This is a genomic window from Streptomyces sp. NPDC048664 (assembly GCF_040650555.1).
Lineage (GTDB): Bacteria > Actinomycetota > Actinomycetes > Streptomycetales > Streptomycetaceae > Streptomyces.
Map to the genome: position 1 here is coordinate 68,548 of NZ_JBEZHK010000030.1, position 26,792 is coordinate 95,339.

The 26,792-nt window shown below is 73.0% G+C and carries 19 protein-coding genes and 3 pseudogenes; 9 read left to right on the plus strand and 13 right to left on the minus strand.

Annotated features, from left to right (window positions below):
• Nucleotides 1-246: 246 nt before the first annotated feature.
• From AB0C59_RS27680 to AB0C59_RS27700, 5 genes are all read right to left on the minus strand, one after another.
• Nucleotides 247-870 (minus strand): GntR family transcriptional regulator, encoded by a 624-nt coding sequence (locus AB0C59_RS27680; RefSeq protein WP_363009236.1) that lies wholly within the window; start codon nt 868-870, stop codon nt 247-249.
• 229 nt (nt 871-1,099) lie between these two features.
• Nucleotides 1,100-2,902, minus strand: coding sequence for a 2-oxoglutarate dehydrogenase, E2 component, dihydrolipoamide succinyltransferase (gene sucB, locus AB0C59_RS27685; RefSeq protein ID WP_363009238.1), 1,803 nt, complete (start codon nt 2,900-2,902; stop codon nt 1,100-1,102).
• Nucleotides 2,903-2,963: 61 nt separating this feature from the next.
• Nucleotides 2,964-4,352 carry a dihydrolipoyl dehydrogenase gene (gene lpdA / locus AB0C59_RS27690; protein WP_363009240.1) on the minus strand — a complete coding sequence of 463 codons (1,389 nt, stop codon included), beginning with the start codon at nt 4,350-4,352 and terminating at the stop codon, nt 2,964-2,966.
• Nucleotides 4,353-4,678: 326 nt separating this feature from the next.
• On the minus strand, nt 4,679-6,232 hold the full coding sequence (locus AB0C59_RS27695) for a leucyl aminopeptidase (protein ID WP_363009242.1): 1,554 nt from the start codon (nt 6,230-6,232) through the stop codon (nt 4,679-4,681).
• A gap of 218 nt (nt 6,233-6,450) precedes the next feature.
• Nucleotides 6,451-7,266 carry an adenosylcobinamide-GDP ribazoletransferase gene (locus AB0C59_RS27700; RefSeq protein ID WP_363009244.1) on the minus strand — a complete coding sequence of 272 codons (816 nt, stop codon included), beginning with the start codon at nt 7,264-7,266 and terminating at the stop codon, nt 6,451-6,453.
• 100 nt (nt 7,267-7,366) lie between these two features.
• Between AB0C59_RS27700 and AB0C59_RS27705 the strand changes: the two are divergent.
• A pseudogene (locus AB0C59_RS27705) lies at nt 7,367-8,095 on the plus strand (hypothetical protein); the annotation flags it as partial.
• A 686-nt stretch (nt 8,096-8,781) separates the two neighbouring features.
• Here AB0C59_RS27705 and AB0C59_RS27710 read toward each other — a convergent pair.
• The 3 genes and pseudogenes from AB0C59_RS27710 to cobT all read right to left on the minus strand — a co-directional run.
• Nucleotides 8,782-9,408: pseudogene (locus AB0C59_RS27710) on the minus strand (hypothetical protein); the annotation flags it as partial.
• Nucleotides 9,409-9,447: 39 nt separating this feature from the next.
• Nucleotides 9,448-11,241, minus strand: coding sequence for a phosphatidylglycerol lysyltransferase domain-containing protein (locus AB0C59_RS27715; protein WP_363009246.1), 1,794 nt, complete (start codon nt 11,239-11,241; stop codon nt 9,448-9,450).
• Nucleotides 11,242-11,356: 115 nt separating this feature from the next.
• Nucleotides 11,357-12,424, minus strand: a complete 1,068-nt coding sequence (cobT, locus tag AB0C59_RS27720) for a nicotinate-nucleotide--dimethylbenzimidazole phosphoribosyltransferase (RefSeq protein ID WP_363009249.1) — start codon at nt 12,422-12,424, stop codon at nt 11,357-11,359.
• 136 nt (nt 12,425-12,560) lie between these two features.
• Between cobT and AB0C59_RS27725 the strand changes: the two genes are divergently transcribed.
• Nucleotides 12,561-13,118 carry a class I SAM-dependent methyltransferase gene (locus AB0C59_RS27725; RefSeq protein WP_363009251.1) on the plus strand — a complete coding sequence of 186 codons (558 nt, stop codon included), beginning with the start codon at nt 12,561-12,563 and terminating at the stop codon, nt 13,116-13,118.
• On the opposite strand, the gene AB0C59_RS27730 is transcribed toward AB0C59_RS27725, so the two are convergent.
• A complete protein-coding gene (locus AB0C59_RS27730) occupies nt 13,107-14,306 on the minus strand; it encodes a bifunctional adenosylcobinamide kinase/adenosylcobinamide-phosphate guanylyltransferase (RefSeq protein ID WP_363009253.1) in 1,200 nt (399 codons plus the stop codon). The two genes, AB0C59_RS27725 and AB0C59_RS27730, sit on opposite strands and share 12 nt — an antisense overlap.
• Nucleotides 14,307-14,849: 543 nt before the next feature.
• Between AB0C59_RS27730 and AB0C59_RS27735 the strand changes: the two genes are divergently transcribed.
• Entirely contained in the window at nt 14,850-15,062 is a 213-nt protein-coding gene (locus AB0C59_RS27735; RefSeq protein ID WP_363009255.1) for a hypothetical protein, read from the plus strand.
• Between the two features lie 59 nt (nt 15,063-15,121).
• Here the strand turns inward: AB0C59_RS27735 and AB0C59_RS27740 are convergent, their stop codons facing one another.
• The 3 genes from AB0C59_RS27740 to AB0C59_RS27750 form a co-directional block, all read right to left on the minus strand.
• Complete coding sequence (locus AB0C59_RS27740) at nt 15,122-16,201, minus strand: trypsin-like peptidase domain-containing protein (protein ID WP_363009257.1); 1,080 nt, start codon at nt 16,199-16,201, stop codon at nt 15,122-15,124.
• A gap of 84 nt (nt 16,202-16,285) precedes the next feature.
• Complete coding sequence (locus AB0C59_RS27745; protein WP_363009259.1) at nt 16,286-16,987, minus strand: methyltransferase domain-containing protein; 702 nt, start codon at nt 16,985-16,987, stop codon at nt 16,286-16,288.
• 119 nt (nt 16,988-17,106) lie between these two features.
• Entirely contained in the window at nt 17,107-17,706 is a 600-nt protein-coding gene (locus tag AB0C59_RS27750; RefSeq protein WP_363009261.1) for a DUF3043 domain-containing protein, read from the minus strand.
• Nucleotides 17,707-18,001: 295 nt separating this feature from the next.
• Between AB0C59_RS27750 and AB0C59_RS27755 the strand changes: the two genes are divergently transcribed.
• From AB0C59_RS27755 to AB0C59_RS27775, 5 genes and pseudogenes are all read left to right on the plus strand, one after another.
• Nucleotides 18,002-18,799, plus strand: a complete 798-nt coding sequence (locus AB0C59_RS27755; RefSeq protein WP_363009263.1) for a PspA/IM30 family protein — start codon at nt 18,002-18,004, stop codon at nt 18,797-18,799.
• A 48-nt stretch (nt 18,800-18,847) separates the two neighbouring features.
• Nucleotides 18,848-19,125, plus strand: a pseudogene (locus AB0C59_RS27760) (hypothetical protein).
• 64 nt (nt 19,126-19,189) lie between these two features.
• A complete protein-coding gene (locus tag AB0C59_RS27765) occupies nt 19,190-20,455 on the plus strand; it encodes a histidine kinase (RefSeq protein WP_363009265.1) in 1,266 nt (421 codons plus the stop codon).
• 65 nt (nt 20,456-20,520) lie between these two features.
• Nucleotides 20,521-21,201, plus strand: a complete 681-nt coding sequence (locus tag AB0C59_RS27770; RefSeq protein ID WP_363009267.1) for a response regulator transcription factor — start codon at nt 20,521-20,523, stop codon at nt 21,199-21,201.
• Between the two features lie 224 nt (nt 21,202-21,425).
• Nucleotides 21,426-24,563 carry an efflux RND transporter permease subunit gene (locus AB0C59_RS27775; RefSeq protein ID WP_363009269.1) on the plus strand — a complete coding sequence of 1,046 codons (3,138 nt, stop codon included), beginning with the start codon at nt 21,426-21,428 and terminating at the stop codon, nt 24,561-24,563.
• A gap of 269 nt (nt 24,564-24,832) precedes the next feature.
• Here AB0C59_RS27775 and nadA read toward each other — a convergent pair whose 3' ends face one another.
• Nucleotides 24,833-26,017 carry a quinolinate synthase NadA gene (gene nadA, locus AB0C59_RS27780; RefSeq protein WP_363009271.1) on the minus strand — a complete coding sequence of 395 codons (1,185 nt, stop codon included), beginning with the start codon at nt 26,015-26,017 and terminating at the stop codon, nt 24,833-24,835.
• Nucleotides 26,018-26,353: 336 nt separating this feature from the next.
• On the opposite strand from nadA, the gene erpA reads away from it, so the two are divergent.
• Nucleotides 26,354-26,710 (plus strand): iron-sulfur cluster insertion protein ErpA, encoded by a 357-nt coding sequence (erpA, locus tag AB0C59_RS27785; protein WP_363009273.1) that lies wholly within the window; start codon nt 26,354-26,356, stop codon nt 26,708-26,710.
• The last annotated feature ends 82 nt before the right edge of the window (nt 26,711-26,792 follow it).

Genomic DNA, 26,792 nt, shown 5'->3' on the forward strand with positions numbered 1-26,792 from the left:
CGCGGTGCCTTCGATTGAGACACCGGGTGCCGCTTCCGCCCCCACTTTCCGCAGGTGCCCCCCCGAACGAGCAACCCCCCGCTCGACTGCACGCGCCCCTGGAGGGGGCGCGGGGAACGACGCAAACCCCCACAACCCACCCACAGCCGACAACCGGCCCCGAGCACGAGCGATCAGGGGCGCGGGGAACTGCGCAAAAACCCACGACGCACCCGCAGGGGCAGCGCGCCCCGGCCCCCCGGATGCTCAGGCCTGCGGGGCGCAGCCCAGAACGTGGGCCTTCACCAGGTCCGCGATCCGCGGATCCCGCCGACGGAACGCGGCCACCAGCTCCTCGTGCTCCTCGGCATACGACTGCTGCACCGTCCCGAGCCACCGGATCGACAACGCGGTGAACACCTCGATGCCGAGCCCCTCCCAGGTGTGCAGCAGCACCGAGTTCCCGGCCGCCCGCACCAGCTCCCGGTGGAACCCCACGGTGTGCCGCACCTGACCCGTACCGTCCGCCGCGCGGTCCGCCTCGTACAGCGCCGCGACATGCGGCTCCAGCGCCGAGCAGTCGTCCGCGAGGCGCTCGGCCGCGAGTTCCGCCGCGATGGCCTCCAGGCCCGCCCGCACGGGGTAGGACTCCTCCAGGTCCGCGGCGGTCAGGTTCCTGACCCGCACGCCCTTGTTGGGCGCCGACTCGATCAGCCGCAGCGACTCCAGCTCGCGCAGCGCCTCGCGCACCGGAGTCTGGCTGACCTCCAGCTCGGTGGCGATCCGCCGCTCCACGATCCGCTCGCCCGGCTTCCAGCGCCCGCTGACGATCCCCTCCACGATGTGCTCGCGGATCTGCTCGCGCAGCGAGTGGACGACGGGCGCGGTCATGGACGCTCCTTAGGCGGGGGCCGCCACGGCCCCAGGGCTTCGACGGTTAGACGATACGGCTGAATGCACCTGCCGTAAGGGTGCACGGGGGAGCTTTCGCGCAGGTGAGACGAGGCTTACACGCGTCCCGTAACAGCGGTCACCGCCGCCGCAGCACGACGCCCCCGCCCGGAGGACTCCGGACGGGGGCGTCGTGGCGTTCAGACCGACTGGCGGTCGCGGCACCTGGTCACAGGCCGAGCTCGACCTCGAACTCGCCGGCCTCCAGGATCTCCTTGACCGCGCCCAGGTAGCGGGCGGCGTCGGCGCCGTCCACCAGGCGGTGGTCGTAGGACAGGGTCAGGTAGGTCATGTCGCGGACGGCGATGACCGTGCCCTCCTCCGTCTCGAGGACGGCCGGACGCTTGACCGTGGCGCCGAGACCGAGGATCGCGACCTGACCCGGCGGCACGATGATCGTGTCGAACAGCGCGCCACGCGAACCGGTGTTGGAGATGGTGAAGGTCGCGCCGGACAGCTCGTCGGGCGTGATCTTGTTGGCGCGGACCTTGCCCGCGAGCTCCGCCGTGGCCTTGGCGATACCGGCGATGTTCAGGTCGCCCGCACGCTTGATGACCGGGGTCATCAGGCCCTTCTCGGAGTCCACCGCGATACCGACGTTCTCGGTGTCGAAGTAGGTGATCGTGCCCTCGGCCTCGTTGATCTTGGCGTTGATGACCGGGTGGGCCTTCAGCGCCTGGGCCGCCGCCTTCACGAAGAACGGCATCGGGGAGAGCTTGACGCCCTCGCGGGCCGCGAACGCGTCCTTGGCCTGGGCGCGCAGGCGCATCAGGCGGGTCACGTCGACCTCGACCACGGTGGACAGCTGCGCCTGCTCGTGCAGCGCCTTGACCATGTTGTCGCCGATGACCTTGCGGATGCGCGGCATCTTGACGGTCTGCCCGCGCAGCGGGGAGGCCTCCAGGACCGGGGCCTTGCGGCCGGCCGGAGCGGCTGCCGCGGCCGGAGCCGGGGCGGGAGCCTTCGCGGCCTCGGCGGCGGCGACGACGTCCTGCTTGCGGATCCGGCCACCGACGCCGGTGCCCTTGACGGTGGCGAGGTCGACGCCGTTCTCGGCGGCCAGCTTGCGCACCAGCGGGGTGACGTACGCACCCTCGTCGGTGGCCTGCGCGGCGGGAGCCGGGGCGGCGGCCGGAGCCGGAGCCGGGGCGGCCGGAGCGGGCGCGGGGGCCGCGGGCCGGGCCGGAGCCGGAGTGGCGGCCGGGGCCGGGGCCGGAGCGGCGGCGGGCGCCGGAGCCGGAGCCGCGGGCTCGGCCGGGGCAGCCGGAGCCGGAGCCGGAGCCGGAGCGGCGGGGGCGGGAGCGGCGGCGGGCGCCGGGGCGGCGGGGGCCGGGGCGGCGGCGGGCGCGGCGCCCGGCTGACCGATGACGGCCAGCTTGGCGCCGACCTCGGCCGTCTCGTCCTCGCCGACCACGATCTCCAGCAGCACACCGGCCGTGGGGGCCGGGATCTCGGTGTCGACCTTGTCGGTCGAGACCTCGAGCAGCGGCTCGTCCTCGTCGACGCTGTCGCCCACCGACTTCAGCCAGCGGGTGACGGTGCCCTCGGTGACGGACTCACCGAGCGCGGGCAGGACCACGTCCGTGCCCTCGGCGCCACCGGCCGGAGCGGCGGGGGCGGCCTGCTCGGCCTGAGCCGGGGCGGCCGGGGCCTCGGCGGCGGGCGCCGGAGCCGGCTCGGCGGCCGGGGCGGGCTGCTCGGCCGCGGCGGGGGCCTCGGCGGCGGGCGCACCCGTGCCGTCGTCGATGACGGCGAGCTCGGCGCCGACCTCGACCGTCTCGTCCTCGGCGACCTTGATCGAGGTCAGCACGCCCGCGGCGGGGGCCGGGATCTCGGTGTCGACCTTGTCGGTCGAGACCTCGAGCAGCGGCTCGTCGGCCTCGACGCGCTCGCCCTCGGCCTTCAGCCAGCGGGTGACAGTGCCCTCGGTGACGCTCTCGCCGAGCGCCGGAAGGGTTACGGAAACCGCCATGGTTTCGGTTGCTCCTAACGAATTGCGGAAGTCTGTGTCGTCGTGCCCGAAGCTGAAGGCGTCAGTCGTGGGCGTGCAGCGGCTTGCCGGCCAGGGCCAGGTGGGCCTCGCCGAGAGCCTCGTTCTGCGTCGGGTGGGCGTGGATCAGCTGCGCGACCTCGGCCGGCAGCGCCTCCCAGTTGTAGATCAGCTGGGCCTCGCCGACCTGCTCGCCCATGCGGTCGCCGACCATGTGGACGCCGACGACGGCACCGTCCTTGACCTGGACGAGCTTGATCTCGCCCGCGGTCTTGAGGATCTTGCTCTTGCCGTTGCCCGCCAGGCTGTACTTGAGAGCGACGACCTTGTCCGCGCCGTAGAGCTCCTTGGCCTTGGCCTCGGTGATGCCCACGGAGGCGACCTCGGGGTGGCAGTAGGTGACCCGCGGCACACCGTCGTAGTCGATCGGCACGGTCTTCAGACCGGCCAGGCGCTCCGCCACCAGGATGCCCTCGGCGAAGCCGACGTGCGCGAGCTGGAGGGTGGGGACCAGGTCGCCGACGGCGGAGATGGTCGGGACGTTCGTGCGCATGTACTCGTCGACCAGGACGTAGCCGCGCTCCATGGCGACCCCGGCCTCCTCGTAGCCGAGCCCCTGCGAGACCGGTCCGCGGCCCACGGCCACGAGCAGGACCTCGGCCTCGTACTCCTTGCCGTCGGCGAGGGTGACCTTGACGCCGTTCTGGGTGTACTCCGCCTTCTGGAAGAAGGTGCCCAGGTTGAACTTGATGCCGCGCTTGCGGAAGGCGCGCTCCAGCAGCTTGGAGGAGTTCTCGTCCTCGACCGGGACGAGGTGCTTCAGGCCCTCGATGACCGTGACGTCCGCGCCGAAGGACTTCCACGCGGAGGCGAACTCGACGCCGATGACGCCGCCGCCCAGGATGATCGCGGACTGCGGCACGCGGTCCAGGACCAGGGCGTGGTCGGAGGAGATGATCCGGTCGCCGTCGATCTCCAGGCCCGGCAGCGACTTCGGCACGGAGCCGGTCGCCAGGAGGATGTGGCGGCCCTGGATCCGCGATCCGTTCACGTCCACGGAGGTGGGGGAGGACAGCCGGCCCTCACCCTCGATGTAGGTCACCTTGCGGGAGGCGACCAGACCCTGCAGGCCCTTGTACAGGCCGGAGATGACGTCGTCCTTGTACTTGTGGACGGCCGGTACGTCGATGCCCTCGAACGTGGTCCTGACGCCGAACTGCGCGCTCTCGCGGGCCTGGTCGGCGATCTCGCCCGCGTGCAGCAGGGCCTTGGTGGGGATGCAGCCCCGGTGCAGGCAGGTGCCGCCGACCTTGTCCTTCTCGATCAGGGCGACGTCCAGGCCCAGCTGCGCCCCGCGCAGGGCCGCGGCGTAACCACCGCTACCACCGCCGAGGATCACTAGGTCGAAAACGGTGCTGGCGTCGTTCGCCACGTCACGTCCTCCATGCATGTGCGCCGTGCGCCGGTCAGGAGACGACCGGCAGGCGGCGGGTGTCCGGCCGCTTTGCTTCGGCCCTTCGGTGGGGCCCTGTCCTGCCGTGCCCCATCTTCGCACCTGTCGGAGGCGGAGGAGACGCGGGGCCGCTCGTCCGCGACGTCTGATCCATCACGTCGGGTGGTCGCACCACGCCCGGATCCCGCGGATTTCGTCAAGGGCGTAACCCCGGGGCGCCCCTGAGAGCACGCGCCCCGGGGCGCGCGGCCGCGAGGTGGGCCCGGGCCGGGTCCGGCCCGGGCCCACCCTCACGGCCGGTCCGCTCAGCCCAGGTCGCCCGCCGCGGTGACCTCGGCGAGCCGCACCAGGGTGCGCACCGCCGAACCCGTGCCGCCCTTGGGGGTGTAGCCGAAGGCGCCGCCCTCGTTGAAGGCCGGGCCCGCGATGTCGAGGTGGGCCCAGGTGATGCCCTCGCCGACGAACTCCTTCAGGAACAGGCCGGCGACCAGGCCACCGCCCATCCGCTCACCCATGTTGGCGATGTCGGCCGTGGGGGAGTCCATGCCCTTGCGCAGGTGCTCCGGCATCGGCATCGGCCAGGAGTCCTCGCCGACCTCGTCGGCGACCGCGTGGATCGCGGCGCGGAACGCGTCGTCGTTGGCCATGATCCCGAACGTGCGGCTGCCGAGCGCCAGCACCATCGCACCGGTCAGGGTCGCCACGTCGATGATCGCGTCCGGCTCCTCCAGGGAGGCCGCCCACAGCGCGTCCGCGAGCACCAGGCGGCCCTCGGCGTCGGTGTTGAGGACCTCGACGGTCTTGCCGCTGTACATGTGCAGCACGTCGCCGGGGCGGGTGGCCGAGCCCGAGGGCATGTTCTCGGCGAGCGCGAGCCAGCCGGTGACGTTGACCTCCAGACCCAGGCGGGCGGCGGCCACGACCGCGGCGAAGACGGCGGCCGCGCCGCTCATGTCGCACTTCATGGTCTCGTTGTGGCCCGCGGGCTTGAGCGAGATGCCGCCCGAGTCGTACGTGATGCCCTTGCCCACGAAGGCCAGGTGCTTGTCCGCGTCCGGGTGCGTGTACGACAGCTTCACCAGCCGGGGGCCGGCGGCCGAGCCCGCGCCGACGCCCAGGATGCCGCCGTAGCCGCCCTTGGCGAGCGCCTTCTCGTCGAGCACCTGCACCTTGAGGCCGTGGTCCTTCGCCGCGTTCTGCGCGAGGGCCGCGAAGGACGCCGGGTTGAGGTCGTTCGGCGGGGTGTTGATGAGGTCGCGGGCGCGGTTCATCTCCTCGGCGACGGCGAGGGCGCGCTCGACGGCCGCCTTGTACGCCTTGTCCCGGGGCTTGCCGCCGAGCAGGACGACGTCGGCGAGCGGGGCCTTGCCGGCTCCGGCCTTCTTGCCGTTCCTGCCGTTCTCCTTGTAGGTGTCGAAGGAGTACGCGCCGAGCAGGGCGCCCTCGCCGACGGCGGCGGCGTCCGCGGCGTCCGCGACCGGCAGCGCGAGGACGGCCTTCTTCGAACCGGAGAGCGCGCGGGCCGCGCAACCGGCGGCACGGCGCAGCGCCTCGGCGCCGAACACGCGGGCGCCCTCGTCCTCGGTGTCACCGGCGTCCTCGGACGGGGTGCCGAGGCCCACCGCGACCACGACGGGGGCCTTGAAGCCGGAGGGGGCGGGGAGCTTGGTCACCTCGCCCTCGGCGCCCGTGGCGCCCAGGGTCTCCAGGATGGCGGCGAGCCTGCCGTCGTACGCCTGGTCCACGGCTTCGGCGCCCGGTGCGACGACCGGGCCCTCGGCGCTCTTCGCGACACCGACGACGATCGCGTCGGCCCGGAGGCCGGACACGGCGGCGGTGCTGAGAGTGAGAGCAGTCACGGTAGTGATTTCTCGCTTCCAAATCGATTTTCGGTGGCCGAACGGATGGGTCGGCCGGCCCGGGCGCCGACCTGGATTGTTCCGAACGTTCGGTTCCACCTGGGCCTGGACACACCCGCCACGAGACTACGCCCGGTACGGCACCGGTTCGTGGCCCCGGGTCGTCAACCGGGTGTTCATCCGGCGGTGATGGCTCCTTCCGCCGGGCCCGCCCGGCCTCAGCCCAGGGCCAGGACGACGAGCGCCGCCGTCGCGGCCGTCTCCGCGAGCGCGCCGAACACATCGCCCGTCACCCCGCCGAAGCGGCGGACGCACCGGCGCAGCAGCGACTGCGCGGTGGCCACGGCCACCACCACCGCGGCGGCCGCGCGCACCGCGCCGTACGTCCCCAGCAGCGCGCCCCCGGCGAGCGCCGCCAGGGCGGTGAGCAGGGCGGCGAGCGCCAGCGCCCCGGCGACCGGGACCGTCTGGGCGACCGCCGCTCCCAGCCCCTCCGGCCGCGCGGCCGGTGTCCCGCGGCGCGCGGCCAGCGTCATGGCCAGCCGGGCCGAGGCACCCGAGACGACGGCGGCCAGCACGCCCTGGGCCCACGAACCGTCGTAGGCCTCGGCGAGCGCCGCCACCTGCGCGAGCAGCACCAGGACCAGGGTGAGCACACCGAACGGCCCGATGTCCGACTGCTTCATGATCCGCAGCGCGTCGTCGGCGGGCTTCCCGCTGCCGAGTCCGTCGGCGGTGTCGGCGAGCCCGTCCAGATGAAGTCCCCGGGTCAGCAGGGCCGGTACGGCGGCGGCGCCGACCGCGGCGAGCAGCGGGCCCGCGCCCAGCAGGAGCAGCACCGCGCCGAGCAGACCGGCCGCGCCGCCGGCCACGACTCCGACCAGGGGCGCGCACAGCATCCCGGCACGCGCGGCCGGGCGGTCCCAGCGGGTCACCCGCACGGGCAGGACGGTGAGGGTGCCGAAGGCGAACCGCAGGCCGGGCAGCGAGGACGAAGGCGACGGCGGGGGCAGGGCGGAGGGGGTCTCGGGCACGGCGGCAGGGTAGCCCGGGGCACCCGGACCCGCTCCCGCGGGTCACCCCGTGGCGCCCTGCGGGCGGGCACCCGCGCCGCACCCTGGGCACACTGCACCTATGGGCCACTGGCTGGAGCGGAACATCATCGAGCCGGGCAAGCTGCCGCTGCTGCTCGCGCTCACCGCCTTCGTGCTGACGTTCGCGGTCACCCGGGTCATCACCCGTCTCATCCGCGCGGGCCGGGGGCCCTTCGGGAACGTCAGGGCGGGCGGGCTGCACATCCACCACGTGGTCCCCGGCGTCATCCTCACCATCGTCGGCGGCTTCGGCGCCCTCACGGGCCGCCACGGTGTCGGCGCCGGGATCTTCGCGGTCGTCTTCGGGATGGGCGCGGGGCTCGTGCTGGACGAGTTCGCCCTGATCCTGCACCTGGCGGACGTGTACTGGACCGAGCAGGGGCGGCAGAGCGTCGAGGCCGTCGCCCTGACCGCGGCCCTTGTCGGCCTGGTCCTCGCCGGCTTCTCGCCGTTCGGCGTCAACAACCTGTCCGCGGACGAGCTGAGCGACCGCGGCGCGGTCATCCTGGGCGTCGTCGTGAACTTCCTCTTCTCCCTGCTGGCCCTGAGCAAGGGCAAGGCCCGCACCGCGGTCTTCGGCGTGATCGTCCCGCTGATCGCCCTGGTCGGCGCCGTCCGCCTGGCCCGCCCCGACTCCGTGTGGGCCCGACGCTTCTACCGAAGCCGCCCCCGCGCCCGCGCCCGGGCCGGGCTGCGTGCCTACCACCACGACCGCCGCTGGGCCACTCCGGCCCGCAGACTCCAGGACTGGATCGGCGGCAAACCGGACGCGACGACCGGCGCCCGGGACTCGATCGAGGGGGCGCCGGGTTCGGTGGGCCGGAACAGGGGCTCCGCCGAGGGGACGCCGGGTTCGCAGGGCGGGAGCCGGGGCTCCGCCGGGAGGGCCGTGGGTTCGGCGAGCGGGAACGGAGACTCGACCGGGAGGGCTCCGGATTCGGCGGGCGGGGATCGGGAGTCGACTGGGAGGGCGCCGGACTCGCCGGGCGCGAACCGGGAGTCAACCGAGGGGGCGCCGGGTTCGGAGAGCGAGAATCGGGGCTCCGCCGGGAGGGCCCTGGATGCGGCGGCCGGGGATCGGGGCTCCGCCAGGAGGGCGCCGGACTCGCCGGGCGGGGATCAGGGCTCTGCCGGGAGGGCTCCGGATTCGGCGGGTGGGAACGGGGTTTCGACCGGGAGGGATCGGGACCCGGCCGGTGGGAATCGGGACTCCACCGGGAGGGCCCTGGGCCCGGTGGTCGGGAAGCGGGGTTCGGCCGGGCGGGCGCCGGGTTCGGTGGGTGGCGGACCGGACCTTGCCGGGAGGAGACCGGACTCCGTCGGGAAGGGGCCGGATCCGGCCGGGGGTACGTCGGATCCGTGGACGCTTCCGCCGACCGAGCCCCGCCCCTGAAGGCGGAGACGCCGTACCCGTAGCGCCGACCGCGCCCCGGGCCGCCCTCGGCGCACCTCGGCCGCCGCGCACAGCACCACGACCGCCGCGATCGCGGCGATGTGCTCCTTGCCCGCGAGGTTCTCCTTCACCACCAGTTCCCCGACCATCACCACGCTCAGCACGCCCGCGGTCGCGTACGCGCGGTGGCGCCGGCACAGGAACAGGGCGAGTCCGACCACCGCCGCCGACGGACCGGTGTCCACGACCAGCGCGTCCGCCGGCGGCAGCCCCAGCGGATGGCCGGCGCCCAGGCCGATGGCGAGCCGCGCGTAGAGCGTCCCCGCGAGCGTGGCCGCGTACGCGATCACGAGCGTGCGCCACCAGCCCAGACAGATCTCGGCGACCCCGAAGACGAACAGGATCTGCGCCAGCGCCCCCCACACCGGCAGGTCCAGGGCCGGTACGAACAGCGAGAGCGGGGTACGCAGCAGCGCGAGCCCGAGCGGCTCCTCGGCCCGCACGGACCCGATCCGCTGCACGAGGTCGAAGCCCCACGCCTGGTTCTGGGTGAACTGCAGGACCGAGGTCAGGCACACGGCGGCGAGCGTCATCGGGATCGCCCGCGGCCCGCGCCGGACGAGGGCCGCGCGGACGGTGGCGTACGGGGGTCCCCATTCGGCGCGGGCCAGGCGGGCGAGGGGTCTCATCCGGGGGTCCTCCTGCGGTCCTGGTCCGTCCGATGGGTGTCACCGGTGGGACTGCAGGTGCCTGCGGTGCAGCCACTTCGGCAGTCCCGGTGCCTCGAGGAAGCCCTCGGCGCGTGCCGCGGCGACGCCGATGCGCAGCAGGTCCGCGCTCTTCTCGAAGAGCAGGAACCTGGGCTCCCAGATCGGGCGGTACTTGGCATTGGCCCGGTACAGCGACTCGATCTGCCACCAGCGGGAGAAGAAGCTCAGCAGCGAGCGCCACAGTCGCAGCACCGGTCCCGCGCCAAGGCGCGCCCCACGTTCGAAGACGGAGCGGAACACGGCGAAGTTGAGCGAGACCTGGGTGATCCCGATCTCCCGGGCGCGGCCCAGCAGTTCGATCACCATGAACTCCATGAGCCCGTTCTCGGTGTCGCGGTCCCGGCGCATCAGATCCAGCGAGAGCCCGTGGGGCCCCCAGGGCACGAAGGACAGCAGCGCCCGCAGCGCACCGTCCTCGTCCGTGCACTCGAGCATCACGCACTGGCCGTCGTCGGGATCGCCCAGCCGCCCCAGCGCCATGCTGAAGCCGCGCTCGGTGGCCCCGTCACGCCAGTCGTCGGCCTTCTCCAGCAGGAACCGCATCTCGTCGGCGGGAATCTCGGCGTGGCGCCGCACCCGGACCGTGTACCCGGCGCGCCTGACCCGGTTGCACGCCTGGCGGACCGTGCGCATGGCACGGCCGTCGAGGGTGAACTCGTCGACGTCCACGATCGCCTCGTCACCGAGTTCGAGCGCGTCCAGGCCGTGCCGCGCGTACACGGTGCCGGCCTCCTCGCTCGCGCCCATCACCGCCGGGATCCACCCGTGCTCCCGGGCCTCGGCGAGCCAGGGCTCGATGGCGCCGGGCCATGCCTCCGGATCGCCCAGCGGGTCGCCCGAGGCCAGGGACACCCCGCCGAGCACGCGGTACGCCACCGCCGCCTTCCCGGTGGGCGACCAGATCACGCTCTTCTCCCGGCGCAGCGCGAAGTAGCCGAGCGAGTCCCGCTCGCCGTGCCGCTCCAGCAGCGTCCGCAGCCGTTGCTCGTCCTCCTCGCTGATCGCGTCGACCGCGCGCCGCGACCGGAAGGCGGCGTACAGCACGGCGAGGACGAGCAGGGTGCTGAACACGTTGATGACGACGTTGACCCAGTTGGGGGTCGCGATCCACGGGTGGCGCCTCTCGTCCACGGCGACCGAGACCAGCCGCAGCGTGCCGTAGCGCCAGCGCTCCAGGTAGGTCGAACGGGAGGCGTCCGGGGCCGAGTTGGTGACGGTGACCAGCAGCGCGGCGAGGGTCGAGGTGATCAGCAGGCCCCCGACGGCGACGGCGGCGGCGAGCTTGGGGTTGGCGCGGTCGCCCTTGGCGTAGAACTCCCGCCGCCCGGCGAGCAGCGAGCCGACGAAGGCCGCGGTGAGGATCAGGGACACCCAGTTCTGGGGGTGGCGCCGGATCTCCGGGAAGGTCATGGCGACGCAGAACAGCAGCAGGAACGGCCCGCTGAGCACGAGGTCGAGGATCCACGCCGCCCGTTTGCGCCGCCGCATGGTGATGGCCAGGAACATGGTGAAGACGCCGGAGGCGAAGCCCGCGGTCAGCAGGTAGGGCGTGAAGAGGTCCTGCTGGTTGTGCCGCCGTACGTCCTGCCCGAGGGTGACCCACACGGCGGACAGGAAGTTGATGAACGCGACGGCGCGCAGGTACCAGACGGTGAACGCGGCGGCCCGCCGGGACAGCGGGCCGGACCGCCGCGCCCCGCTCTCCGGCTCGACCGTACGCTCCTGTTCCGCATGAAAACGGGCATCTCCCATGAAGGTTGATGATATGGGTCGATGGAGGGCGTGCGGGGGAGCGGTGCGGAGGGCGGTCGCGGCCCGGCCGCCGGCCGCCGGCCGCACCGCCGGAGCCCGCTGCTCGGGGAGCCCGCTACTCGGGGAGGGCGGGAGCCTGGGGCTTCTCGGGGAGTTCGGCGGACAGGGCCGCCGCCGCCCTGACGAGCGGCAGCGCGAGCAGGGCGCCGGCCCCCTCGCCGACCGTCACGCCCTGGTCGAGCAGCGGCTCCAGCGCCATCCGGTCCAGCGCCTTGGCCTGCGCGGGCTCCCCACTGTTCTGCCCGGCCAGCCACCAGTCCGGGGCGCGGAACGCGACGCGCTGACCGACCAGCGCGCACGCCGCCGTGACGACCCCGTCCAGGATCACCGGCGTCTTGCGCACGGCGCACTGGAGCAGGAAGCCCGTCATCGCGGCCAGATCGGCCCCGCCCACCGCCGCCAGCAGCTGCAGCTGATCGCCGAGCACCGGCCGGGCCCGCCGCAGCGCGTCCCGTACGGCCGCGCACTTGCGCATCCACGCCAGGTCGTCGATCGCGAGGCCCCCGCGCCCGGTCACCACCGACGCGTCCGTCCCGCACAGTGCCGCGATCAGCACCGCAGCCGAGGTCGTGCCGCCGACGCTCACATCGCCGAGGACCACCAGGTCCGTCCCGGCGTCGGCCTCCTCGTCCGCGACGGCGACCCCCGCCAGGAACGCCGCCTCGGCCTCCTGGAGCGTCAGCGCGTCCTCGACGTCGATCCGGCCGCTGCCGCGCCGCACCCGGTGGCGGCCGACCTCCTCCGGGAGGGAGGCGGGATCGCAGTCGAGCGCCATGTCCACCACGCGCACGGGCACGTTCAGCTGCCGCGCCAGGACCGCCACCGGGCTGCCGCCCTCCAGCACCGCCCGCACCAACTCCGCCGCGCCGCCCGCGGGTCGCGCCGACACGCCGAGCCCGGCGATGCCGTGGTCGCCCGCGAACAGCACCGCGCGCGGTCGCTCGATCGGACGCACCGGCACGGAGCCCTGCGCTGCCGCCAGCCACTCGCCCAGGTCGTCCAGGCGGCCGAGCGCGCCGGGCGGCACGATCTGACGCTCCCTGCGGGCCTCCGCGTCGCGGCGCACCCCGCCGTCGGGACGCTCGATCAGATCGGTGAAGTCGTCGAGATTAAGCGAGCTCATTGCCCGAACAGTACCGGCAGTGATCGAACGCCGAGGCGCCACATCGACGGCACGTCATTGCGGCCGCGGGCGCTTTCCCGTACGTACCTTTTGGGCACATATGGACTTGCGTCGTCGCCCGCCCCAGGAGTCGCCCATGCCCATCACCCCGCCTCCCGAGAACTGCCCCTGGTGCGGCTCGGGGCGCCTGCGCACCCGCCGCGCCGCCCGCCGGCACCGGGCCGCGGCCCGCGCGATGCTGCCCTTCCCGGAGCCGGAGAGCTGGCTCGACGTGGGCACCGGGCACGGCCACTTCCCCGAGACGGCCCGGGAGATCCACCCCTACACCGCCTTCGACGGCCTGGACCCCACGCCGCTCGTGCACGAGGCCCGGGCCGCGGGCCGTATCGAGGAGGCCCACCACGGGCACCTCACGGACCCGAGGATCCTCGCCCGGCTGCGCGCCCGCTACGACGTCGTCAGCATGTTCCGCCATCTGGAGCACGTCCCCGACCCGCGCGCCGAACTGCGCGCGGCGCTGATGCTGCTGCGCCCGGAGGGGCATCTGCTGATCGAGGCCCCGGACGGCGCCGCCGTGCCGCCCGCCGGGGACCTGCGGGCGCTCGGCTGCCTGACGGTGGCGGTGCGGCGCTGCGGCCCGCCCGCGGCGCGCCGCGTCCGGATCGTCGCGAGCCTCGCGCCGTCATCCCCGTAGCGCCAGCGCCTGCCCGGCGACCACCAGCAGCACCTGCTCGCACTCCACCGCGAACGCGGCGTTCAGACGGCCGAGTTCGTCGCGGTAGCGGCGGCCGGAGGCGGTCGCCGGGACGATGCCCGAGCCGACCTCGTTCGAGACGGCGACCACCGTGCGACGCGTGTCGCGGACCGCCGTCGTGAGTTCCTCCACCCGCGCCCGCAGCGCCCGTTCCCCGCCACCGGCCCACTCCGCGTCGTCCCACGCGCCCACCGCGTCCATCGCGTCGGTCAGCCACAGCGACAGGCAGTCGATCAGCAGCGGCGGTCCGTCGGCCTTCAGCAGCGGCACCAGGTCGCAGGTCTCGGTGGTGCGCCAGGAGCCGGGGCGCCGATCCTGGTGCGTGGCCACCCGCGCCGCCCACTCCGTGTCCCCGCCGCGCGTACCGCCCGTCGCCACGTACAGCACGTCGGGGAACGCCTCCAGGCGGCGTTCGGCCTCCACCGACTTGCCCGAGCGGGCACCGCCCAGCACCAGGGTGCGCCGCGGCACGTCCGGCACGTCCTCGTACGAGCCCACCTCCAGCGTCGTGCCGTCCGGCACCGCCCGCGCGCCCGCCGCCGCGAGCCTGCGCCGCAGTTCGGCGCCCGGCGGCACGTCGTGGCCGAGGTGGACGGCGACGACGTCGGTCGTGGGTGCCAGGGCGCCGACCGCCCGCAGCCTGGCCAGCGCGTCCGGCCGCCCCACGGCGTCGGCGAGCACCATGTCGTACGGCGCCGTCGGCTCCTCCAGGCCGGCGGGCGCGCCGCCCGGCGGCAGATACAGCAGCCGCAGCCCGTCCGGGCCGGTCACCGCGTAGCCCGTGCCCGGGGCGTCCATCGCCAGGGCGCGCACCTTGTGCCCCGTCAGCAGCGTCAACTCCCGCCCGTCCGGCACCCGTACGGGGGCGGGCAGCCCTGCCGGGACCTCGATGGGGGGACCGTCGTGCGGATGCGTCAGCAGCACCTGGCGCACACCGCTCAGCGACCGCCCGGCCCGCGCCGCGGCGAACGCCGCGCCGGGGGTCAGGTCCAGCAGCAGCGTCCCGTCCACCAGGACGGAGGTCGCGGCGCGCGCGTCCTCCCCCAGCGCTCGGGCGCAGGCGGCACAGGGGCAGTCGGGGCGGGGCAGCCCCTCGGGGGCGCCGGTGCCGAGCAACGTAGTGTCCACGCCATAGATCTTCCCGCCTCCCCCACCCAACCGCGCCCCCGACCACGCAGGAAGCTCCTGAAGGGGCGCGGGGAACTGCGCGATCAACCACGAAGCACCCGTACCAGCTCACACAGGCCCGCCCCCACCCCCCCCAGGGGCGCGGGGAACTGCGCGATCAACCACGACGCACCGGCACCAGCCCACGCACGCCCGGCCCCCACCCCCCTCAGGGGCGCGGGGAACTGCGCGATCAACCACGACGTACCGGCACCAGCCCACGCACGCCCGGCCCCCACCCCCCCAGGGGCGCGGGGAACCGCGCGATCAACCACGACGTACCGGTACTCGCCCACGCAGGCTCAGCCTCCACCCCCCAGGGGCGCGGGGAACTGCGCGATCAACCACGACGTACCGGCACTCGCCCACGCACACGCGGCACCGCCCACCCCCCAGGGGCGCGGGGAACTGCGCGAACAACCACGACGCACCCGCACCCGACCACGTACGCTCGCATCCGCAGCCCCCAACCCCGGCTGCCCCGCTCGTACTTTGGAGGCACACATGACGACCTGGACGTGGCGGTTCGAGAAGTCCGACGGCACCGAGGTCCCCCCCGCGGTCGCACCCGAGGACTTCACCACGCAGGGCGACGCCGAATCCTGGGTCGGAGAGCACTGGCGGGAGCTCCTGGAGGGAGGCGCCGACCAGGTCCGCCTGTTCGAGGACACCACGGAGATCTACGGTCCGATGAACCTGCACGCGGACGAGGCGTAGCGAGAGCGAGCCAGCGCGAGAAGAGCGAGGCGAGGGCCCCGCCCTCGCCCCTTTCGCGGCTACTGCTCGCCCAGCACGACGTCACCCGTCCGCTGCCGCCCGCCCCGCACATACGTGAGCGTGGTCCGCTGCCCCGGCTTGTCCCCGGCCAAGGCCTCCGCCAACGAGGTGATCGTGGTGATGCTCGTGTCACCCAGCCGGGTGATGACATCCCCCGACCGCAGCCCCGCCCTCTCGGCCGCCCCGCCCCGCTGGACCTCGACCACCCCGACCCCCGCGGGCCGGTAGGCGCCGTTCACCACGGTGCGGCCGGTGATGCCGAGCGCCGCCCGCCCGGAGTTGGTCACCCTGCCGCTCTTGATGATCTGGTCGGCGATGGTCCTCACCGTGGACGCCGGAATCGCGAACCCGATGCCGGGCGCCGCGCTCCCTCCGAGGTCCGGATCGACCGCCGCGAGCGTGGGGATGCCGATGACCTGGCCGTTCAGGTCGACCAGTGCCCCGCCGCTGTTCCCCGGGTTGATCGCCGCCGAGGTCTGCACCATGTTCGCGATGGTGGCGCCCGTACCGCCGCTCTGCGATCCGCCCTCGCTGACGGTCCGGCCGGTCGCCGAGACGATGCCCTGGGTCACGCTGGACGACAGTCCGAGCGGCGACCCCATGGCCAGGACGATCTGCCCCACCGCCACCGTCGAGGAGTCCCCGAACGCGGCGGCCCGCAGCCCGCTCGGCACCTTGTCGAGCTTGACGACGGCGAGATCCTGCTCGGGGTAGGAGTGGACGAGGCGCGCGGTCAGCGGGGACACACTGCCCGCGGTGATCACCTGGAAGGTCTTCTCGTCCCCGACCACGTGCGCGTTGGTGACGATGTGCCCCTTGTCGTCGTAGACGACGCCGGATCCCAGGGAGTCACCGGCCTGCACCTGCACCACCGAGGGGAGCACGTTCTTGATGACCCTCTGGTACTCGCTCTGCAGGTCGTTCGCCGTGGAGGGCACGGTGGCCCGCGGGCTCGCGGAGGCGCGCCGGGGAGCGGAGGCCCCGGACCCGGTGCAGCCGGTGCCCGCGAGCAGCATCAGCGACGAGAGCAGCAGCGGCCCCCACAGTCGGCGAAGGACGCGTATTCGGGAAGGGTCCATGCCCCGAGTCTCGGTTCGGACCGTCCGCCCCGCTGCCCCAGTACACCCGAATGATGCCGCGCGGCATCACTCGGCCGGGGGACCTCAGCCCCGCACGCCGCACAGGTGCAGCAGTGCCGCGACCGCCCGATAGGGGTCCGTCCTGCCGGCCCGCTCCTCCGCCGCCAGCAGCGGTCCCAGATCGGTGGGCGGCACGGCGTCGTCCGCCACCGTGTCGGTGAAGACCCGCACCCCGTACCACGTGTGCAGGGGCGCGCCGATGCCCGCGAGCGTGGCGGTCAGCGTCCGCAGCCGGTCCGCGCGCCCGTCGTGCCCGGGCCGGTCGGCGTGGTCCGCGCAGTCGAACGCGCCCAGCGCGCCCGCCCAGTCGCCGTCCAGCCCCGGGCGCATGGCCAGGGCGTCCCCGTTGCGCACGAGCAGCGACAGCAGGCCCCCGGGCGCCAGCATCCGCGCCAGCCCCGCCACCAGCGGATCGGGCTCCTCGACGTACATGAGGACCCCGTGGCACAGCACCACGTCGAAGCTGCCCGGCAGGAAGTGCACGCCGGTGTCCCGACCGTCCCCCTCGATGATCCGCATCCGCTCCCGGATGCCCTCGGGCTCGCGGGACAGGGCGTCGCGGGCCGCGGAGACCGACCCCGCTTCCTGTTCGAGCCCGGTGACCCGGTGCCCGGCCCGCGCCAGGCGCAGTGCCTGGGCGCCGCGGCCCATGCCCACGTCGAGGACGCGCAGCCGCTGTCCGACGGGGAAGCGCCCGGCCATCTGCTCGTCGAGCTGCCGGGCCACCAGCTCCTGCCGTACGACATCACGCAGACCGACGGCTTCGGGCAGTCCGACGGCTTCGGGCGGCCCGTCCGGACCGCTGGGCCCGGTCTCGACCGCGCCCGGTGCGAGGGCCTCCGCGCTCAGAACTTCTCTCCGCGCTTGAGCTGCGGCTTCGGCAGCCGGAGCCGGCGCATCTGCAGGGAGCGCATCAGCGCGTAGGCGACCGCGCCCCGCGTGTTCTGGCCCGCGAAACGCTCGTTCAGCCGCTTGCGCAACCGGAACGCGGACAGGATCGAGTCGAGCACGATCAGCACGATCACGACCAGCCACAGCAGCAGCGCGATGTTCTGCACCTGGGGGATGCGCACCACGGTCAGGATCAGGATGACCACGGCCAGCGGGAGGAAGAACTCCGCGACGTTGAAACGCGAGTCGACGTGGTTGCGCGCGAACTTGCGGACCGGGCCCTTGTCCCGGGCCGGGAGGTACCGCTCGTCACCGTTGGCCAGCGCCTGGCGCTGCCTCTCCAGGTTGACGCGCCGCTCCTCGCGCTGCCGCTTGGCGGCGTCCTTGCGCGTCGTCGGGGTGCTGGCGACGCTGCGGCGCTGGGACTGGGCCTCACTGCGCTTGGGCGTGGGGCGACCCTTCTTGGCCTGCGGGTCACGGGGCTGCTTGGAGTCGGTCACCTGGGCCTTGTCGGCTACCGGGGCCTTCTCTTCCTTGGCACGGCTACGGAACACAACATCCAAGGGTACGGGGTTTATCCGCATGGACCCAGCTCAGCCGGGAACGATCCGGCAACGCCGGACGTCGTTCAGGGGGACAGAGAACCGCAAACCGACCCCACGCCCAGGACCCGCCCCCGCAACCCCGGGGGACACCTCCTCCCTACGCCGGAGCGGCGCGATCCACAGTCGTCCTCGGGGATGACCGCATCCGCTCCCGGACAGTGCGGTAATGGATGTGGGGCCCGTACTGTGGGTTCTGCAGCAGACCTGTGAGCTGGAGTCCGTCAGAAGGGGGCGCGCGAAGCCCATGAGCGGTGTCATGAAGCGTATGGGGATGATCTTCCGCGCGAAGGCGAACAAGGCCCTTGACCGGGCCGAGGACCCGCGCGAGACCCTCGATTACTCGTACCAGAAGCAGCTGGAGCTGCTGCAGAAGGTGCGGCGCGGTGTCGCGGACGTGGCGACCAGCCGCAAGCGCCTGGAGCTGCAGCTCAACCAGCTGCAGAGCCAGTCCGGCAAGCTGGAGGACCAGGGCCGCAAGGCGCTCGCGCTCGGCCGCGAGGACCTGGCCCGCGAGGCGCTGTCCCGGCGCGCCGCGCTGCAGCAGCAGGTGACCGACCTGGAGAGCCAGCACCAGACGCTCCAGGGCGAGGAGGAGAAGCTCACCCTGGCGGCCCAGCGCCTCCAGGCCAAGGTGGACGCCTTCCGCACGAAGAAGGAGACCATCAAGGCCACGTACACCGCGGCGCAGGCGCAGACCCGTATCGGAGAGGCGTTCTCCGGCATCTCGGAGGAGATGGGCGACGTCGGTCTGGCCATCCAGCGTGCCGAGGACAAGACGGCACAGCTCCAGGCCCGCGCCGGCGCGATCGACGAGCTCCTCGCCTCCGGTGCCCTGGACGACCCCTCCGGCATGGCCAAGGACGACATCCAGGCCGAGCTGGACCGGCTCTCCGGCGGCACGGACGTCGAGCTGGAGCTGCAGCGCATGAAGGCGGAGCTGGCCGGCGGCTCCTCCGGCGGGCGCCAGGCCATCGAGGGCGGCGACGGCCAGGGGCAGGCCAAGACCCAGCCGCAGGACACCCCGCGCTTCGACAAGCAGTAGCGACAAGCAGGAGCCCTGTCTGTCCGCACACCGTCCGAGGAGGGCGACATGATCGTACGGATCATGGGGGAGGGTCAGGTGGAGCTGACGACGGCCACCTCACCGAGCTGAACAAGCTGGACGACGAACTGCTGCGGGAGACCCGGAGCGGCGACGAGCAGGGCTTCCGCCGCACCCTGGGCGCCCTGCTGGACGAGGTCCGCCGCCTGGGCACCCCCTTGCCCGACGACTCCCTGGAGCCGTCCGAGCTGATCCTCCCGTCGCCGGACGCGAGCCTGGCCGAGGTCAGGGCCATGCTGGACGACGACGGCCTGATCCCCGGCTGAACGGGGCCCCGCGTCCGGGCGGGGGCCGGGGGCGGCGGCCCCGGTGAGGACGCGACCGAGAGACATGACCACGCTGGAACGCACCCGGGACGGCCTGCGGGCCCACCCCCTGCTCCTGGACGCAGCCCTGGCCTGCGGCGTCCTCGTCTGCATGGTGGCGGGCTCCTTCGTCGACCCCCACGGACACGACGGCCCCACCTGGACCACCCGCGCCCCCGGCGCCCTCAGCCTCACCCTCATGGGGCTCGGCGCCGCCGCGCTGGTGTTCCGGCGCCGCGCCCCGCTGCCCGTCCTCGGGGCCACCGTCGGCCTCTCCCTGGTGGAGATCGTCACCGCCGACCCCCGCGCCCCGGTCGCCATGTCCGCGGTGATCGCGCTGTACACCGTGGCCTCCACCACCGACCGGCCCACCACCTGGCGGGTCGGCCTGGCCACCATGACCGTGCTGACCGGGGCCGCCATGCTGGCCGGCCTGTTCCCCTGGTACGCCCAGGAGAACCTCGGCCTGTTCGCCTGGACCGGCATGGCCGCGGCGGCGGGCGACGCCGTGCGCAGCCGCCGTGCCGTGATCCACGCCATCAGGGAGCGCGCCGAGCGGGCGGAACGCACCCGCGAGGAGGAGGCGCGCCGCCGGGTCGCCGAGGAGCGGCTGCGCATCGCCCGCGATCTGCACGATGTCGTGGCCCATCACATCGCCCTGGTCAATGTGCAGGCCGGGGTCGCCGCGCATGTGATGGACCGGCGCCCCGACCAGGCCAAGGAGGCGCTCGCCCACGTCCGCGAGGCCAGCCGCTCGGCGCTGAACGAACTGCGCGCCACGGTGGGGCTGCTGCGGCAGTCGGGGGACCCGGAGGCGCCCACCGAGCCGGCCCCCGGGCTCGCCCGCCTCGACGAGCTCGCCGACACGTTCCGCAACGCGGGCCTGCCCGTGGAGGTCGCCCGCGCGGACGACGGCACCGTGCTGCCCGCGGCCGTCGACCTGGCCGCCTACCGGGTCATCCAGGAGGCGCTCACCAATGTGCGCAAACACGCGGGGGAGCGGGCCAAGGCGGAGGTGAGCGTCGTCCGCGTGGGCCCGACCCTGGAGATCACCGTCCTGGACGACGGCGCGAGCGCACCCACCGTGCCCGCACCCGCCGCCCCCGAACCCCCCGGGCCGGGCGCCGCCGGCCGCGGCGGCCACGGCCTCCTGGGCATGCGCGAGCGGGTCACCGCACTCGGTGGGACCCTCACCGCCGCCCCCCGCTACGGAGGCGGCTTCCGCGTCCACGCGATCCTTCCGGCCGACAGCCGCAAGACCACCGCGCCGACCGTCGACGAACCGGTGTGACCGTGGACGCGTCCCGGCCGACCGCATCCCGACCGACCGCAGCCCGCACCGCCCGGGAGGGCCCCATGACCATCCGCGTCCTGCTCGCCGACGACCAGGCGCTGCTGCGCAGCGCCTTCCGGGTGCTGGTCGACTCCGAGCCGGACATGGAGGTGGTCGGCGAGGCGGCCGACGGGGCGCAGGCGGTACGGCTGGCGGCGGAGCAGCGACCGGACGTGGTCCTCATGGACATCCGGATGCCCGGCACCGACGGCCTCGCCGCCACCCGCCTGATCTGCGCCGACCCCGCGCTGGCCCAGGTCAGGGTGGTGATCCTGACGACCTTCGAGGTGGACGACTACGTCGTGCAGTCCCTGCGGGCCGGGGCGTCCGGCTTCCTCGGCAAGGGCTCCGAGCCCGAGGAACTGCTGAACGCCATCCGCGTCGCGGCCGGCGGCGAGGCACTGCTGTCGCCCGCCGCCACCAAGGGGCTCATCGCCCGGTTCCTGGCGCAGGGCGCGGCGGACGACGGACGCGATCCGGCCCGCTCCGAGCGGCTGGGCACGCTCACGGGGCGGGAGCGCGAGGTACTGGTGCAGGTCGCGGGCGGCCACTCCAACGACGAGATCGCCGAACGCCTGGAGGTCAGCCCGCTGACGGTGAAGACCCACGTCAACCGGGCCATGGCCAAGCTGGGCGCCCGCGACCGCGCCCAACTCGTGGTCACCGCCTACGAGTCGGGTCTGGTCCGCCCCAGGGTGGGGTGAGCCCGACCGCGCACCGGTACACCCGTGGGTGGAGCGGACTCCGGTGGGCCGTACTGCGCCCGCAGTAGGCGCCGGACGGGGAAATCGCCCTCGGGCCGGCGGAACCACCCTCTCCCATGGCTCAAGGTGTAGGGAGGGCGCCGACGCGCGCCTCGAACTGGTGCAAGGGGGCGCGGTCCCGCGCCCCGAACCGTCCGCTCAGCCACAGAGAGAGACGCCGACCCATGTCCTGGCTGTCACGATTCAGCCTCGCGCAACGGGCCCTGATAGCGCTGATGTCCGTCGTCGCGCTCGTCTTCGGTGCGATCGCGATCCCGCAGCTCAAGCAGCAGCTCCTGCCCACCATCAACCTGCCCGTCGTGTCCGTCCTGGTCCCGTACCAGGGCGCCTCGCCCGACGTGGTCGAAAAGCAGGTCGTCGAACCCCTTGAGGACAACCTGCAGGCGGTGTCCGGCATCAAGGGCGTCACCTCCACGGCGAGCGAGGGCAACGCCGTCATCATGGCGTCCTTCGACTACGGCAACGACTCCAAGCAGCTCGTCGCCGACGTCCAGCAGGCCGTCAACCGGGCCCGCGTCAGGCTCCCCGACTCGGTCGACCCGCAGGTCATCGCCGGTTCGACGGACGACATCCCGACCGTCGTCCTCGCCGTCACCTCGGACAAGGACCAGCAGGCCCTGTCCGACCAGCTCGACGCCGGCCTCGTGCCCGCGCTGAAGGACATCTCCGGCGTGGGCCAGGTCACCGTCAACGGCGTACGGGACCTCCAGGTCACCGTCACCCCCGACGACGCGAAGCTCGCGCGGGCGGGCCTGAGCCCGGCCGCCCTCGGCCAGGCCCTGCAGGCGGGCGGCGCGACCGTGCCCGCGGGCTCCCTGGACGAGAACGGCGGCAACCGGACCGTCCAGGTCGGCGGCGGGTTCACCTCGCTCGACCAGATCCGCGACCTCATGGTCACGGGCCAGGCGGGCGGTGCGGCCGGCGCCGGCGCGGCCGGGAAGCCCGTACGCCTCGGGGACGTCGCCACGGTCCGCCAGGAAGAGGCCAAGGCCGACTCGATCACCCGTACGGACGGCCGTCCGAGCCTCGCCGTGGCCGTCACCATGGACCACGACGGCAGCGCCGTCGCCATCTCCCGGGCCGTCAAGGACAAGCTACCCGGGCTGCGCAAGGACCTGGGCTCCGGGGCCACCATCACCGTGGTCAGCGATCAGGGGCCGGCGGTCTCCAAGTCCATCGACGGTCTGACCACCGAGGGCGCGCTCGGCCTGCTCTTCGCGGTCCTGGTGATCCTGGTCTTCCTGGCGTCCGTGCGCTCGACCCTCGTCACCGCGGTGTCGATCCCGCTGTCGGTGGTCCTCGCCCTGATCGTCCTGTGGACGCGCGACGTGTCGCTGAACGTGCTCACGCTCGGCGCGCTGACCATCGCCATCGGCCGCGTCGTGGACGACTCCATCGTGGTCCTGGAGAACATCAAGCGGCACCTCGGCTACGGCGAGGAGCGGCGCGACGCGATCCTCACCGCGGTCCGCGAGGTGGCCGGGGCGGTGACCTCCTCCACGCTGACGACGGTGGCGGTCTTCCTGCCGATCGGACTGGTCGGCGGCATGGTGGGCGAGCTGTTCAGCTCGTTCTCCCTCACGGTGACGGCGGCCCTGCTGGCCTCGCTGCTGGTGTCGCTGACGGTCGTGCCGGTGCTGTCGTACTGGTTCCTGCGCGCCCCGAAGTCCCTGCCCGAGGACGCGGAGGAGGCCCGGCGGGTCGCCGAGGAGAAGGAGGCCCAAAGCCGCCTCCAGCGCCTCTACGTGCCCGTGCTGCGCTTCGCGACCCGCCGCCGGCTCACCAGCCTGGCCATCGCCGTGGTCGTCCTGATCGGCACCTTCGGCATGGCGCCGCTGCTGAAGACGAACTTCTTCGACCAGGGCGAGCAGCAGGTCCTGACCGTCAAGCAGCAGCTGAAGCCGGGCACCAGCCTGGCGGCGACCGACGAGCAGGCCCGCAAGGTCGAGAAGCTGCTCGGCGGGGTGAAGGGCGTCAAGGACTACCAGGTGACGGTCGGCTCGTCCGGCTTCATGGCCGCCTTCGGCGGCGGCACCGGCAGCAACCAGGCGTCGTACACGGTGATGCTGGACGACTCGGCGAAGTACGAGGACGTGCAGAAGCGCGTCGAGCACGGTCTGGCCGGGCTGTCCGGGATCGGCACCACCACGGTGTCGGGCGGCGACGGCTTCGGCAACCAGGATCTGAGCGTGGTCGTCAAGGCGGGCGACGCGGATGTGCTGCGCAAGGCGTCCGAGCAGGTCCGCTCCGCGGTCGCGGGGATGAAGAACGTCACGGACGTGTCCAGCGACCTGTCGCAGAGCGTCCCGCGCATCTCGGTGAAGGCCGACTCCCGTGCGGCGGCGGCCGGTTTCAACGACCAGACGCTGGGCGCGGCGGTCACCGAGGCCGTGCAGGGCTCCAAGAGCGGCACGGCGGTCCTGGACGACACCGAGCGGGACGTCGTCATCCGGGCGGCCAAGCCCGCGCAGACCCTTCAGGAGCTGAAGCGGTTGCCGCTCGGGCGGGTGAGGCTGGGCGACATCGCCACGGTGAAGCTGGTCGACGGACCGGTGTCGATGACCCGCATCGACGGCAGGCGGGCGGCGACGATCACGGCGCGCCCGACCGGTGACAACACCGGCGCGGTGAGCGCGGACCTCCAGGCGAAGGTCGACGCGCTGAAGCTGCCCGCGGGCGCCAAGGCGCAGATCGGCGGGGTCTCGCAGGACCAGGACAGCGCCTTCAAGAACCTGGGCCTGGCGATGCTGGCGGCGATCGCGATCGTGTTCATGCTGCTGGTTGCCACGTTCCGGAGCCTGGCGCAGCCGCTGATCCTGCTGGTGTCCATCCCGTTCGCGGCGACCGGCGCGATCGGTCTGCTGATCGCCACGGGCACCCCGATGGGGGTTCCGGCGATGATCGGCATGCTGATGCTGATCGGCATCGTGGTCACCAACGCCATCGTGCTGATCGACCTGATCAACCAGTACCGGGCGCAGGGGTACGGCGTGGTGGAGGCCGTGATCGAGGGCGGCCGGCACCGGCTGCGCCCGATCCTGATGACGGCGCTGGCGACGATCTTCGCGCTGCTGCCGATGGCTCTGGGCGTCACGGGCCAGGGCGGGTTCATCGCGCAGCCGCTGGCGGTGGTGGTGATCGGCGGTCTGGTCACGTCGACGCTGCTGACGCTTCTGCTGGTGCCGACGCTCTACGCGATGCTGGAGCTTCGCAAGGAGCGCCGGGCGAAGAAGAGGGCGGCGAAGCGGGACCGCTCCGCGACACCCACCGACTCCGACACCCCGGAGCCGGCCACCGTCTGACCCCACCCCCCCAGGGCCCCCGGAAACGGGGCCCTGGGGCCCGGCAGATTGATCGCCCAGTTCCCCGCACCCCCGAGAACCGCAGGTTCAGGGGCGCGGGGAACTGCGCAAAACTCCACGACGAGCCCGCAGCCGACGACGTACGCGCGGTGCCACTTGCCAGGGGCGCGGGGAACTGCGCAAAACCCCGCCACGGCCCCGCGGCCGACGACGTACGCGCAGTCCCCGCTTCCAGGGGCGCGGGGAACTGCGCGACATGCCCGGCGGCCTTACGGCAGCGCCAGCATCCGCTCAAGCGCCAGCTTCGCGAACGCCTCGGTCTCCTTGTCGACCTCGATCCGGTTGACCGTCTTGCCCTCGGCCAGAGACTCCAGCGCCCACACCAGATGCGGCAGGTCGATCCGGTTCATCGTCGAGCAGAAGCACACCGTCTTGTCGAGGAAGACGATCTCCTTGCCCTCCGGAGCGAAACGGTTCGCCAACCGCCGCACAAGGTTCAGCTCCGTCCCGATGGCCCACTTGGAGCCCGCCGGAGCCGCCTCCAGGGCCTTGATGATGTACTCCGTCGAACCGACGTAGTCCGCCGCGGCCACGACCTCGTGCCGGCACTCGGGGTGGACCAGCACGTTCACCCCGGGGATGCGCGCGCGCACGTCATCGACCGAGTCGAGGCTGAAGCGGCCGTGCACCGAGCAGTGGCCGCGCCACAGGATCATCTTGGCGCCGCGCAACTCCTCCGCCGTGAGACCGCCGTTCGGCTTGTGCGGGTTGTACAGGACGCAGTCGTCCAGCGACATGCCCATGTCCCGCACCGCCGTGTTGCGCCCCAGGTGCTGGTCCGGCAGGAACAGGACCTTCTCGCCCTGCTCGAAGGCCCACTCCAGGGCGCGCTGGGCGTTGGAGGAGGTGCAGATCGTGCCGCCGTGCTTGCCGGTGAACGCCTTGATGTCCGCGGACGAGTTCATGTACGACACCGGCACGACCTGCTCGGCCACGCCCGCCTCGGTCAGCACGTCCCAGCACTCGGCGACCTGCTCGGCCGTCGCCATGTCGGCCATGGAGCAGCCCGCGGCCAGGTCCGGCAGGATCACCTTCTGGTCGTCGGTGGTCAGGATGTCCGCCGACTCGGCCATGAAGTGCACACCGCAGAACACGATGTACTCGGCCTCCGGCCGGGCCGCCGCGTCCCTGGCCAGCTTGAAGGAGTCGCCCGTGACGTCCGCGAACTGGATGACCTCGTCGCGCTGGTAGTGGTGGCCCAGGACGAAGACCTTGTCGCCGAGCTTCTCCTTGGCCGCGCGGGCGCGCTCCACCAGGTCCGGGTCGGACGGCGAGGGCAGGTCGCCGGGGCACTCGACGCCCCGTTCGCTCCTCGGGTCGGCCTCGCGGCCGAGCAGCAGCAGGGCGAGGGGCGTCGGCTGTACGTCGAGCTCCTGGGTCTGGGCGGTGGTCACGACACGCACCCTTTCTGTTCTGCGGCTCGCCGACCCCTCGGACGGGTCGGCGGGATATCCGGACTAGCCTTTTCGTCTAATTGACGTTATCTATCATAACCGCTTCACGTCAGTTTGACGATGCCGATAGCGTCGATGTGACGTGAATCCCGGGCCGTCCGAGCCCCGCCGGGTGGCCGTCCGTGGGGTTGTCCACAGGCCGCTGGGCGTGTTCCGCCAGGTGTGCGAGCATGAGGGAGGGGGCGAGAAGAAACGTGCTCGGCCCGGAATGAATCCGCGGCCACGCCGGTTGCACTCGTCGGCAAGCAGTCTCCGTACAACCCGGGAGAGATGTAGATGTCCGTACAGGACGAGACCAGCACCGTCACCGACGGCATCATCCTGACCGACGCCGCCGCGGCCAAGGTCAAGGCCCTGCTCGACCAGGAAGGCCGCGAGGACCTGGCGCTGCGGGTCGCGGTCCAGCCCGGCGGCTGCTCCGGCCTGCGCTACCAGCTCTTCTTCGACGAGCGTGCCCTCGACGGCGACGTCGAGAAGGACTTCGACGGCGTCAAGGTCATCACGGACCGCATGAGCGCCCCGTACCTGGGCGGCGCCACCATCGACTTCGTCGACACCATCGAGAAGCAGGGCTTCACGATCGACAACCCGAACGCGACGGGCTCCTGCGCCTGCGGCGACTCCTTCAGCTGATCGCCGGTCGATCGGTGCACGTGCGGGCGGCACCCCGGTGAACGCGGTGCGCGGTCTGCTCGAATTCGTCGACCGCCTGGTG

What these genes read in the sequence shown, in the direction of transcription:
- AB0C59_RS27680 (WP_363009236.1), bottom strand. Translation starts at nt 870, where the DNA reads ATGACCGCGCCCGTCGTCCACTCGCTGCGCGAGCAGATCCGCGAGCAC.
- sucB (WP_363009238.1), bottom strand. Translation starts at nt 2,902, where the DNA reads ATGGCGGTTTCCGTAACCCTTCCGGCGCTCGGCGAGAGCGTCACCGAG.
- AB0C59_RS27715 (WP_363009246.1), bottom strand. Translation starts at nt 11,241, where the DNA reads ATGGGAGATGCCCGTTTTCATGCGGAACAGGAGCGTACGGTCGAGCCG.
- cobT (WP_363009249.1), bottom strand. Translation starts at nt 12,424, where the DNA reads ATGAGCTCGCTTAATCTCGACGACTTCACCGATCTGATCGAGCGTCCC.
- AB0C59_RS27725 (WP_363009251.1), top strand. Translation starts at nt 12,561, where the DNA reads ATGCCCATCACCCCGCCTCCCGAGAACTGCCCCTGGTGCGGCTCGGGG.
- AB0C59_RS27735 (WP_363009255.1), top strand. Translation starts at nt 14,850, where the DNA reads ATGACGACCTGGACGTGGCGGTTCGAGAAGTCCGACGGCACCGAGGTC.
- AB0C59_RS27740 (WP_363009257.1), bottom strand. Translation starts at nt 16,201, where the DNA reads ATGGACCCTTCCCGAATACGCGTCCTTCGCCGACTGTGGGGGCCGCTG.
- AB0C59_RS27755 (WP_363009263.1), top strand. Translation starts at nt 18,002, where the DNA reads ATGAGCGGTGTCATGAAGCGTATGGGGATGATCTTCCGCGCGAAGGCG.
- AB0C59_RS27765 (WP_363009265.1), top strand. Translation starts at nt 19,190, where the DNA reads ATGACCACGCTGGAACGCACCCGGGACGGCCTGCGGGCCCACCCCCTG.
- AB0C59_RS27770 (WP_363009267.1), top strand. Translation starts at nt 20,521, where the DNA reads ATGACCATCCGCGTCCTGCTCGCCGACGACCAGGCGCTGCTGCGCAGC.
- AB0C59_RS27775 (WP_363009269.1), top strand. Translation starts at nt 21,426, where the DNA reads ATGTCCTGGCTGTCACGATTCAGCCTCGCGCAACGGGCCCTGATAGCG.
- erpA (WP_363009273.1), top strand. Translation starts at nt 26,354, where the DNA reads ATGTCCGTACAGGACGAGACCAGCACCGTCACCGACGGCATCATCCTG.